This is a genomic window from Chryseobacterium sp. KBW03, assembly GCF_003852415.1.
Lineage (GTDB): Bacteria > Bacteroidota > Bacteroidia > Flavobacteriales > Weeksellaceae > Chryseobacterium > Chryseobacterium viscerum.
Genome location: NZ_QAJO01000004.1, coordinates 160,472 through 172,482, shown reverse-complemented (window position 1 = coordinate 172,482; position 12,011 = coordinate 160,472). Strand labels below are relative to the sequence as shown.

General features: G+C 36.9%; 8 protein-coding genes and 1 riboswitch. Of the genes, 6 read left to right on the top strand and 2 right to left on the bottom strand.

Features of this window, described 5'->3' with window-relative positions; genetic code table 11:
* Positions 1 to 14 precede the first annotated feature (14 nt).
* The 4 genes from DBR39_RS08795 (at position 15) to pckA (ending at position 5,587) form a co-directional block, all read left to right on the top strand.
* Positions 15 to 1,982: a LysM peptidoglycan-binding domain-containing protein gene (locus DBR39_RS08795; RefSeq protein ID WP_228447798.1), complete on the top strand. Its 1,968-nt coding sequence runs from the start codon at positions 15 to 17 to the stop codon at positions 1,980 to 1,982.
* 70 nt (positions 1,983 to 2,052) lie between these two features.
* Positions 2,053 to 2,928, top strand: coding sequence for an ACP S-malonyltransferase (fabD, locus tag DBR39_RS08790; protein ID WP_103234814.1), 876 nt, complete (start codon positions 2,053 to 2,055; stop codon positions 2,926 to 2,928).
* A 9-nt stretch (positions 2,929 to 2,937) separates the two neighbouring features.
* Complete coding sequence (locus DBR39_RS08785; protein ID WP_124532307.1) at positions 2,938 to 3,843, top strand: GYDIA family GHMP kinase; 906 nt, start codon at positions 2,938 to 2,940, stop codon at positions 3,841 to 3,843.
* A 127-nt stretch (positions 3,844 to 3,970) separates the two neighbouring features.
* The gene (pckA, locus tag DBR39_RS08780) at positions 3,971 to 5,587 is read left to right on the top strand and encodes a phosphoenolpyruvate carboxykinase (ATP) (RefSeq protein ID WP_124532305.1); all 1,617 of its coding nucleotides are present in this window, start codon (positions 3,971 to 3,973) and stop codon (positions 5,585 to 5,587) included.
* A gap of 177 nt (positions 5,588 to 5,764) precedes the next feature.
* Here the strand turns inward: pckA and DBR39_RS08775 are convergent, their stop codons facing one another.
* Positions 5,765 to 6,172, bottom strand: a complete 408-nt coding sequence (locus DBR39_RS08775) for a type II 3-dehydroquinate dehydratase (RefSeq protein WP_124532303.1) — start codon at positions 6,170 to 6,172, stop codon at positions 5,765 to 5,767.
* 243 nt (positions 6,173 to 6,415) lie between these two features.
* A riboswitch (SAM riboswitch) is annotated at positions 6,416 to 6,516 on the top strand.
* A gap of 83 nt (positions 6,517 to 6,599) precedes the next feature.
* On the opposite strand from DBR39_RS08775, the gene DBR39_RS08770 reads away from it, so the two are divergent.
* Together DBR39_RS08770 and DBR39_RS08765 are read left to right on the top strand one after the other, a co-directional pair.
* Positions 6,600 to 9,533 carry a SusC/RagA family TonB-linked outer membrane protein gene (locus tag DBR39_RS08770; RefSeq protein ID WP_124532301.1) on the top strand — a complete coding sequence of 978 codons (2,934 nt, stop codon included), beginning with the start codon at positions 6,600 to 6,602 and terminating at the stop codon, positions 9,531 to 9,533.
* An 18-nt stretch (positions 9,534 to 9,551) separates the two neighbouring features.
* Entirely contained in the window at positions 9,552 to 11,045 is a 1,494-nt protein-coding gene (locus DBR39_RS08765; RefSeq protein ID WP_124532299.1) for a RagB/SusD family nutrient uptake outer membrane protein, read from the top strand.
* A gap of 494 nt (positions 11,046 to 11,539) precedes the next feature.
* On the opposite strand, the gene DBR39_RS08760 is transcribed toward DBR39_RS08765, so the two are convergent.
* On the bottom strand, positions 11,540 to 12,010 hold the full coding sequence (locus DBR39_RS08760; protein WP_124532297.1) for a hypothetical protein: 471 nt from the start codon (positions 12,008 to 12,010) through the stop codon (positions 11,540 to 11,542).
* Position 12,011 lies beyond the last annotated feature (1 nt).

Below are 12,011 nucleotides of genomic sequence, written 5' to 3'. Positions count from 1 at the left end.
TATAATTATCGAATATGATAAAGAGGTTTTTTATTCTATCCAGTTTATGTATGGTTTTGGGAGTTTCAGCCCAGAAATCACATACGGTTGTGCAAGGTGATAATCCTTACAACATTGCCAAAAAGTATGGAATGACTGTAGATGAATTGCTGAAGCTAAACCCTAAACATAAAGACGGCAAGCTGGCTATTGGAGATATTTTAACAATAAAGTCCGAGAAAGCAGCCACTCCGGTGGTGACCAAAACGGCTCCTGCCGAAAAAGTAACTTCAAACATAAGTGCTTCTTCTTTGGGTAAAATTGTTTTACAGCCAAAACAAACAGTATATGGCATCACAAAACAATACAGAATTTCTGAAACCGATTTGAGAAAATTGAATCCTGAATTGGATTCTCACATGAAAATAGGAGACGAGATAACATTACCTCTTGCCAGCATTAAAAAATATGGTGGTGACCAACAAGCTGTAGCCGTAGAAAAGCATGTTGAACCTGTTGTTGAAAAAACAATAACAACGACTGCACCTGCTGGCGTTACGAGTGCTGTAGAAGGAGAATCTTATGTGATCCAGTCTAAAGATAATTATTACAGAATTACAAAACAGTTTGGCATCAGCCAGCAAGATCTTTTTGCTTTAAATCCAGGATTGGAAGATAAAGGACTTAAACCTGGTGATTCTATCAAAATAAAAAAATCCAGTACTCATACAAATACCGAAGCTGTTTCTGAACCGGTGAATCCAAAAGCAAAAATGGATTCCGGGAACGAAAAATCGGCTTCCTCTTCCAATGTTGCTGTAGGAGATGATTATGTGACCTACACTGTTCAGCAGGGAGATACAGTTTTCTCCATTGTTAATAAATTCGGGGTTTCAATAGATGAGCTTATTGCTCTGAATCCGGACCTTTCGCACGGATTAAAGACCGGAATGGTTTTAAAGATCAAAAAGCAGGACGCAGCTTATATAAAGAAAAACGGCGATGCTCTTAGTGTGATTTTAATGCTTCCATTTGGGTACAGCACAAACGAAACCCAATATAGAACAATGGCACTTGACTTTTTGACAGGAGCTAAACTTGCTATTGAAAGAAATGCAAGAGGAGGGCAGAAATTGGATGTTAAAGTCGTAGATTCAGGAAATGAAGCGTCATTCAAAAACTCTTTGACGCAGATCAATCCTGATAATACAGACCTTATTATCGGGCCATTCTTTAAATCCAATGTAATTGATGTCCTTGATTTTACAAAGAATCAGAAAATTCCGGTTGTAGCACCATTTGCCAACACTCCGGAATTATATAACTATAGCAATCTTATTATTGTTGAAACCAACAATCAGACGTATGCTGATAAGATTGTAGAAGAAGTAAAAGGAATTTATTCCGACCAGAAAATATATGTAGTGGCAGATGCTAAAAAAGAAAATGCCAATTACATCAAAGCTGGACTTGAAAAAGCAGTAAAAAATCCTAATATCATTATCGTTAATTCTCCGGCAGATATTCAGTTAGATCAGAATATGATGACTGGTCAGTCTGCACCGGTTATTGCTGTTTTGGCCAATGATGACAATGCCGCAGGAGATGCTTTTGCCAACAGAATTATTGCTATTTCTAAAGAGGCACAGGGAGTGAAGGCATTTAGCATGTTCTATTCTCCAACTTTTGAGAAGAGAGTGGATGAGCTGAGCCAGGCAAGCTTGGTATACCTTATGGATAGAAAGATCAATTCTGACGGTAATTTTGAAAAAGAGATTTTGGCCGCTTATAAAAGCAAATACTGTAAAACTCCACCAAAATATGCTATTGTAGGTTTTGATGTAGTAAACGACATGTTAACCAGAGAAAATAAAAAAGGAGAGATCTTTAAGCAGATGAATAAGGTTCAGACTCAGCTTGCTACGAAATTTGAGTTTGTGAAATCTAAAGCGAACGGTGCTTATGTAAATACTGGGTACCGAGTAATTAGATTAGTCCCTTAAATGATTTATGATTCTTTAAAAGAATATTGTTAACATTATAGTTATATTTGCATAATATTTAATTCAATACATGAAAGCACTTGTATTTCCAGGGCAGGGTTCTCAGTTCGTAGGAATGGGAAAAGAGTTGTATGATTCTAGAAAAGATATTAAAGATCTGATGGAATCTGCCAATGAAATTTTAGGTTTCGATATTCTTTCCATTATGTTTAACGGAGAGGACGCGGATCTTAAGAAAACAGAGGTTACCCAGCCTTCAATATTTATACATTCAGTAGCAGCTTTAAAGGCAGTAAATGGCCTTGGCGCTGAAATGGTGGCAGGACACTCTTTAGGAGAGTTTTCAGCCCTAGTTGCCAACGGTGTTTTATCCTTTGATGACGGTTTAAAATTAGTTTCCGAAAGAGCAAAAGCGATGCAGGAAGCTTGTGATGCCAACCCAAGTTCTATGGCTGCAATCTTAGGACTAGATGATGCTAAGGTTGAAGAAATCTGTGCACAGATCAGTGGAATTGTTGTTCCGGCAAACTATAACTGCCCAGGACAATTGGTGATCTCAGGAGAGACCGCTTCAGTAGAAGAGGCTTGCGCAAAACTAAAAGAGGCAGGAGCAAAAAGAGCATTGTTGTTACCGGTAAACGGAGCTTTCCATTCACCATTGATGCAGCCTGCACAGGAAAGACTGGCGGCAGCTATCGAAAAAACAAAGTTCAGAAAAGCAACCATTCCTGTATATCAGAATATTACTACAACAGCAGTAACAAATCCTGAGGAGATCAAACAAAACCTGATCGCTCAGCTTACAGGTCCTGTAAAGTGGACACAATCTGTTCAGAATATGATTAAAGACGGGGCGTCAAACTTCGTAGAAGTAGGACCAGGAAAAACCCTTCAGGGATTGATCAAAAAAATTGACGGATCTGTAGATGCAGTTTCTGCTATCTAATAAAAAAATATGAACGCGATATTTTCACCGGGCAAGCTTATGCTTACTTCAGAATATTTCGCAATCGACGGAGCTCTTGTCTTAGCGGTACCTACCAAGCTGGGACAAGAGTTTTTCTTTGAAGAAAAAGACGATGAGAAATCCCTGATTATTTGGGAAGCTTATCATCAGAATATCTTATGGTTAAAGGCTGTCATTGATTATAAAAACTGGCAGATCTTAGAAACCAACATTCCATCAAGCGCTGAATTTATTACAAAAACCTTAAAGAACGTTCAGCAGCTTTCTGAAACTAAATTCAAAAGTAATTCTACTTACTATTTAAAAACAAACCTTCAATTTCCTGCAGACTACGGATTGGGAAGCAGTTCTACCTTAATGAACAATCTTGCAGAATGGGCAGAAATTGATCCTTTTCATCTTAATACAATCAGTCTGGGCGGAAGCGGATATGATATCGCAGTGGCGAAAGAAAAATCTGCGGTTCTTTTTCAGAGTAAACCTGAGATCAACTATGAAAAGGTAGATTTTAATCCTTCTTTTAAAAATGAACTGATCTTTATTCACTTAAATCAAAAGCAGGATAGTAGAGAAGGAATCAATTTTTATAAATCGAAAAAGAAGTCTCCTGAACTGGTAAACGAATTTTCAGAAATCACAAAGAAAATATTGTTATGCAGTGAATTGGAAAATTTTTCCGAATTAATGATGATTCATGAGCGGAAAATTGCCGATTTTCTTGAAATTCTCACAGTTAAGGAAAAAATATTCTCAGATTGCCCTTCATTTGTCAAAAGTTTGGGTGCATGGGGTGGAGATTTCGTTATGAGTGCCAAATTTGGGGGCTTTAAAGACTATTTTTGGGAGAAAGGTTTTACAACTATTTTCGAATGGGAAAATATAATTGATTTATAATCAATATTTTACAATCCTGTTTTTTTATTTGTCATTCTGACTTATATCAGTATATTTAAACCACTTTTAACAAATAATTAATATTATTTTTGTTGCAGTCAATAAAGAAATAGAAAATATAAGTAAAATGAAAAACACTAAAATCATCCAGGATTTAGAGAAATTAGGGATTAAAGGAAACTATGAGGTAGTGTATAACCCTTCTTATGAAGAATTATATCAGGCTGAAGTTTCTCCTGAAAATCAAGGATTTGAGGAGGCTGAGCTTACGGAGTCTGGCGCAGTATCAGTAAAAACAGGAATTTTCACAGGTCGTTCACCTAAAGACAGATATATTGTTCAGGATGATGTTACAAGAGATACAATTTTCTGGGATGGTAAAGTAAATTTACCTACAACAGCGGAAATTTTCGGTTCTTGTAAGGAACTAGTGATGAACCAGCTTTCTGAAGCTAAGAAGATTTATGTAGTAGATGCTTTTTGTGGTACAAATGCAGATACAAGACTTAAAGTAAGATTTATCGTTGAAGTAGCATGGCAGGCACATTTCGTGACAAACATGTTTATTCGTCCTTCTCATTATGAGCTTGAAAACTTCGGTGAGCCGGATTTCACAGTAATCAACGGATCTAAAACAACAAACCCTAACTGGGAAGCTCAGGGATTAAACTCTGAGAACTTCATTATGTTCAACCTTACTGAAAAATTGCAGATCATCGGAGGTACTTGGTACGGAGGTGAAATGAAGAAAGGGATGTTCGCAATGATGAACTATTATCTTCCATTAAAAGGTATGGCTTCCATGCACTGTTCTGCAAACGTAGGAGAGAAAGGTGATGTAGCTTTATTCTTTGGTCTTTCAGGAACAGGTAAAACGACTTTATCAGCAGATCCTAAGAGATACCTTATCGGTGACGATGAGCACGGTTGGGATAATAACGGAGTATTCAACTACGAAGGAGGATGCTACGCTAAAGTAATTGACTTATCAGAAGAAAAAGAACCAGATATTTTTAGAGCGATCAAGAGAGATGCACTTCTTGAAAACGTTGTTGTGAACAATGGAGTAGCAGATTATACAGACGGATCTATCACAGAAAATACAAGAGTTTCTTATCCTATCTATCATATTAACAAAATTGTATTGCCTTCTAAAGCAGGTCATGCTAAGAAGATTGTTTATCTTTCTGCAGATGCATTCGGGGTACTTCCTCCAGTTTCCATCTTGAATGAAGATCAGGCGCAATACCACTTCCTTTGCGGTTATACATCTAAATTAGCCGGAACTGAAAGAGGAATTACAGAACCTCAGCCATCTTTCTCACCTGCATTTGGAGAAGCATTCCTTACATTACACCCAACAATGTATTCTAAAACATTGATCGGTAAAATGCAGGAGCACGGTGCTAAAGCATATTTGGTAAATACAGGTTGGAACGGTACTGGAAACAGAATTTCCCTGAAGGATACAAGAGCAATCATTGATGCCATCATTGACGGTTCTATCGATAATGCTCCTAAAACTCAGGTTCCTATCATGAACCTTGAGATTCCTACTGAATTACCAAACGTTTCTACAGGAATTTTAGATCCTAGAGATACCTATGGAAATGTTTCAGAATGGGAAGAAAAAGCAAAAGATCTTGCTTCAAGATATATCAAAAACTTTGAGCAGTATTGTGATACTGAAGAAGGTAAGAAATTAATTGCTTCAGGACCTCAATTGCAGGAACAAACTATCTAATAGTTATATACAACATACAGAAAAGCCTCATCATTGATGAGGCTTTTTTATTTTAATTCCCATAAATCTAATGAATTATGAAGACCTTTTTCATTGAGTTTTAGCTCATATCTTTATTAGTATCCATAAGCATCCGTTAAAATCGGTGTAATCAATGGGTAAAATAATTAGTGAAAATTACTTCAAACTTAATAAAGCCAATCTGTATCCATCCATTCCGAAGCCGGATAAAACAGCATCCGTATTGGCAGCTGTCACAGATTTCTGTCTGAACTCTTCTCGTTTATAGATATTGCTGATGTGAACCTCTACTTTTGGCTTTCGGATATTTTTTAAACAATCCGCAATGGCATAGGAATAATGAGTAAAAGCTCCGGGATTAATAACTACCGCATCAAAATCATCTTCCTGAAGCCTGTTGATGAGCTCTCCTTCAATATTCGACTGGTAATATTTTAATTCATGAGACTGAAACTCGGATCTTAAAATTTCCAAATAGCTTTCCATAGAAACGCTTCCATAGATTTCCGGTTCTCTGGTACCTAAAAGGTTGAGATTAGGACCGTTTATAATCAAAACTTTCATTCTATAAAATTAAAAACTTTTTTCAATTAATGGTCAAAAATTTCATTAAAGCATACTGTATGCTCAATTGAATTATTGATAATGATATTTGTCATGTTTGTGAAAGTGATAACGGATGTAACTCCCTATTTTAATGACTTTTATTAAAATATTATGTTAATTTTCAAAAATTTATCATGAAAAATCATAAGTCTACTTGTTTTGTAGACTAAAACTTTATAGCTTTGCAGTCATATTTCGATCGGCTTATAAAGAAAGATGGAGGGAACTGACCCTGTGAAATCTTGACAACCTACCTCCAAGAGGCAAGGTGTTACGTTCAGCCTTTAAAGGAAAAATAAGCATTTGGTTTATCGTATTTATCGATGCCCTTTGCTGTCTTTTCTGCAAAGGGTAAATTTTTAATATATGATAAACAAAATTGATTATGATTAGTAAATATTTATTTAACTCTAAAGCTTGGATACCTCCGGTTGCTGCATTTTTTCTGGGAATTACCAATGTCAATGCACAAAATTCCAAGCCGAAAAAAGATAGCCTCCATGAAAAAGAAATTGATGAAGTAGTGGTGGTAGCTTATGGAAAGGCAAAAAGAAACAGTTACACAGGTTCAGTAGCAACCATTTCCGGCGATAAGATTAATAACAGACCAGTTACCAATATTACCAAAGCATTGGAAGGGCAGGTTGCAGGGATTCAAACGACAAGTGCGTCAGGACAGCCAGGTGCTGTTTCTACCATCCGAATCAGGGGAATTGGTTCCATAAGTGCTTCCAGCGATCCTTTATATGTAGTGGACGGGATTCCCTTTGACGGAAACCTGAACTCTATCAGTCCAAGTGATATTGAATCTATAAGTGTTCTGAAAGATGCTACAGCAAGTGCATTGTATGGTTCAAGAGGAGCTAATGGGATTATCATTATTACGACAAAATCAGGTAAAAAAGGAGAAGCGAAAGTTAATTTTAATATCAGCCAGGGATTCTCAGGAAGAGCGGTAAAAGATTACGAACAGGTTAATACAGATCAGTATTTTCAATTATATTGGGAAGCATTGAGAAACGGCTACCAATCTGGCAAAGTGTCTTCTCAACAGGCAGCTCAGATGGCGACAGATAATCTTGTTTCCACACTTGGGATCAACCCTTACGGAACAGGTTATGCAAAACCAGTTGGAACAGACGGAAAGCTATTACCTGGTGCATCCCCATTATGGAATGACGACTGGAGAGACATCTTGCAGAGAGTGGCTTCAAGAAATCAGGTAGATCTTGATATCAGTGGAGGAAGTGAGAAAAGCAATTATTTCTTTTCCCTAGGCTATCTGGATGACAAAGGAATGGCTATTGAATCAGGATTTAAAAGATACAATACCCGATTAAAGATCAATTCTGAAGTGAAAAAATGGCTGAATGTTGGAGTGAACTTAAGCTATACAAACAGTGTACAGCAGGCGCCTACTTCTTCAGATTCCAAAGCAAGCAATATCATCAATGCGGCAAGATTTATTCCTTCATTCTATCCTTATTATGAAAGAAACCCTGATGGATCATTTGTGTTGGATGCTTCTGGAGACAGAATTTATGATTTTGGGAAGTACAGACCTACGAATGCACTTCAGAACCAGAATGCTGCAGCAACGCTGCCACTGGATAAAAATGAAAATAAAGAAGATAACTTCTCAGGGAAAGGATTCATGGAGTTTACCTTTTTACCGGAGTTGAAATTCAAGACAAGTTTTTCTGTGGATTTAGTCAATTATTATGGGCATTTTTATTCCAATCCATTGCTGGGACAAGGTGCTGAAATTGGAGGTTCGGTGACGAAAAGCAGTGCCAGAACGCTTTCTTATACAACGAGTAATATTCTTACCTATGATAAGAAATTTGGGAAGCATCATGTAAATGTTTTGGCAGGACACGAATTCTATAAATACGATTATCAGACCATTTCAGGAACAAGAAGCCAGTTCTCATTGCCTTACTATTATGAGCCGGATGCTGCTTCTTTGTTAGGAAGTTTCAGTGGAAACAGCAATAAATTAAGCTTATTGAGTTTCCTTGGAAAAGTAGAGTACGATTATAACAATACTTATTTCCTATCAGCTTCGGGAAGAGCGGATAGTTCTTCAAGATTTGAAAAAGATAACAGATGGGGGAGATTCTGGTCAGTAGGAGGTTCATGGAAAATTTCAAATGAGGAATTTATTAAAAGTCTGAATGTTTTCAATCAGTTGACATTACGTGCCAGCTACGGAGGACAGGGGAATGATAAATTACTTCGACCAAACGGACAGCCACTTTATTACGCTTATCAGGAGCTGTACAGGTTTATCAGCCTTGGTGGAGAACCGGGAACCACACTGGAAAAAACATCGACCAATAATGTGAAGTGGGAAACGAACCTTAATTTAAATGTAGGGTTGGAATTTGCGATTCTGAATAACAGAATTAAAGGAAATATCGAATACTTTAAAAGAAAAAGTCAGGATCTTCTGTTTAATATGCCGGTTGCACCATCATTGGGAATCAGTGATTATCCAGCCAATATCGGAACGATCCAGAATACCGGATTTGAATTTTCACTATTCACAACACCGATTAAAACTGAGGATTTCCAATGGAATGTGGATGTTAATCTGAGTACTTTAAACAACAAAGTGACCAAATTACCTGGAGGCTCTCTTGTTGTTGGAACAAAATTATTAACAGTAGGAGGTTCTGTGTATGATTTCTTTATTCCGGAATGGGCGGGCGTAGACCCAAGCAATGGAAAACCATTGTGGAAAACGGTTACTACAGATGCCAGCGGAAACTCAGTGGAAGGAACTACGTCAGAATATTCAAAAGCCACAAAATTGCTGCAGGGTTCCGCATTGCCAAAACTGACTGGAGGAATCAGCACGAGCATCAATTATAAGAATTTTGATTTTTCAGCATTGCTGACATTTAAAATCGGCGGAAAAATTTTGGATAACGATTATACTTCCATCATGCATAACGGTAGTGCCGGCGGACGTGCCTGGAGTGCCGAAATGATGAACAGATGGACTCCGGAGAATCCTAATACAGATGTTCCCGGATTGAGTACGACAACGAATAACTGGACGTCAACATCTTCGAGATTTTTATACTCAGGAACTTATGCAAGGCTTAAAAACGTAAGCTTAGGATACACACTTCCTGAATCTTATTTTGAGAAAATCGGACTTAAAAAGTTCAGAATTTATATCCAGGCAGAAAACCTTCTGACCTTCTATAAACACAAAGGGATGGATCCTGAGCAAGCATTGGACGGGACAACCTATTACAGATATCCTGCTATGAGAACGATCACTTTTGGTCTTCAGGCCACTCTTTAACCTTTTAAAATTGAAACAATGAAAAAATTAATATATCTCTCGTTTGTGCTCATCGGATTTTTGTCGCTGACAAGCTGTGAAAATGACTTGGATACTGCTCCAACTGATCAGGCTAGCAGTGTGGAAGTTTTTAAAACAGCAGAAAGTGCTGAAACTGTAGTAAATGGTACCTGGGCAAAATTTAATAATGACGGAACTACCTTTGCCAATATCGGCTACTCCACAGTTTTGAGAGCCAGTGATGCGATGGGAAGTGATGTGGCAGTATTGACCAATAAATATGGTTTTAGTTCTACTTATGCTTTCACAGAAATGGTGAACAATACAGCAAGCCGTCCTTTGTTTATCTGGACAATGCTGTATTCTACCATCAATAATATGAACAATGTTATTACAAGAATAGATGGGACTGAAGGCAGCCAGGAGAAAAAGAATCAGGTGAAAGGACAGGCAAAGGCATTACGTGCTTTCTGTTATCTGAACCTGGCGAGTTTTTACCAGTTCAGTTATCTTAAAGACAAAACAGCTTTAACGGCTCCTATTTATACTGAACCTTCTACGACAAGTACAGTAGGAAAGAAAAGAGCAAGCCTTGAAGAAATTTATACTTTGATAAAAAGTGATCTTACGGATGCTGATAACCTGTTGAAAAGTTATACAAGAAATAATAAGGATAAGATCAACCGTTCTGTAGTGAACGGGCTTTTAGCAAGAACCTATCTGAATACCGGTGAATGGAGCAAAGCATCAGCTTCTGCAAAAATTGCCAGAGAAGGTTTTCCTCTGATGGCGCCGGAAAAATATAAAGATGGTTTTAATGATATCAATAATGCAGAATGGATCTGGGGGCATGGGCAGACTCAGGAACAATCTGATGCAAGTTATGCATTCCATTATCTGGATGTGTCTTCGTCAGGAAGTTATTATTACAGCTTTATGGCAGACCCTTATTTTAAAGATCTTTTTGATACGAATGACATCAGATCCCAGCTGTTTTCATGGGATGGACAGAAAGGAAGAGAAGGATTGCTGAGGTATGCTAAGTTTAAATTTAAGCCAACCCTTATTGCCGATATTGTCTATATGAGAGCTGCAGAAATGTATCTGATCGAAGCTGAAGCCGAAGCTAGAAACGGAAATGTCTCTCAGGCAGTAGCCGTTCTGAATCAGTTGAAATCAGCAAGAAATGCCAATATTTATAATGGTTCATTAGCACAAAATAATGTAATAGCTGCAGTTCTTATTGAAAGAAGAAAAGAATTGTTCGGAGAAGGTTTCTCCCTTTCAGATATTATCAGAACGCAGGGGACAGTGGTAAGAAAACCATTTGTAGATGCAGATGGTAAACCGATAAAAGTTCAGATCACGACACCGGACGGAACCGTAAAAACCGTAGACGGTAAAGGACATTCTGTTCTCGATTTCCCGGATAAATCTGCTTTTGTACCGAATAGCAACTATTATTTATTTAGTATTCCACAGAGAGAATCTGAAAACAACCCGAACTTATAAGATACAGTCCATAGTTTATAATTAGATTGATTTTTAGCCACTGCTTTTGCGGTGGCTTTTTATTTAAGATTTTCCTTGTAATAAAATGTAAAAACTTTGTTTGATAAACTTACATAGATTGTATCCATTTTCATTTTATTAATCTTCTTAAGGTAGACTTTTTCACTTTTAGACTTATCTATTTTTCCGAAAGTAGTAGATTGAATGTTTGTGACACTCTTAACCTTGCTTTTAAAAACTATGTAGATAAAATAGTCATTTTGTATATTGTAAATAGTGTTTAGCCCTACTTTTATATAATTCACTCTGCCATCTGGTTCCTGAATTTCATAATAGTCTTTAGTTTTAGATAAATTGTCAACAGGTTGGTAACTGCTGAAATTATTTGTTACACAGCTTATAGTTGTGCATAGTGTGAATAATAATAAAATATATTTGATCATCACAAGATATTCTTTCCTAAATATTTTTCTCATGAATTCCTTACAGATTAATTAATTTCTTTTTTCTGATCGGTAATATACCAAAGAATCAAAAGTCTTCATGAATTTTTTAAATTTTTCACTTTTTAAACTATCAAATTTTTCACTTTCACCAAGGAAGTATCGGTATTCTACGGATAAGAACCTTTTGTTGGTTTTTATTTTAATCTTATTTGGCTGATAGATAGAATGAGCTCTTTCTCCAATCTTTGTATCATTGTTGATCAGATAGACCTGATTCTTCTCAAAACTTTCTTTTAAAATAGCCCAGTCCTTATCCGTAAGCTCGAAGTGGAGAGTTTCTGAAGTATCAGGTTCTGTATATAACAGGGTGTTGTAAATATCAGTGCCTTTGAGAGTTGATAGGTTTCTGTTTGGCGTTGCAATGGAGATGTCTTTGGCTAGTACTTCATGATGTTCACAGGATAATATGATGAAACAAAGACAGGTTGTGAGAAATAATTTTGATGTAAACAGATTCATT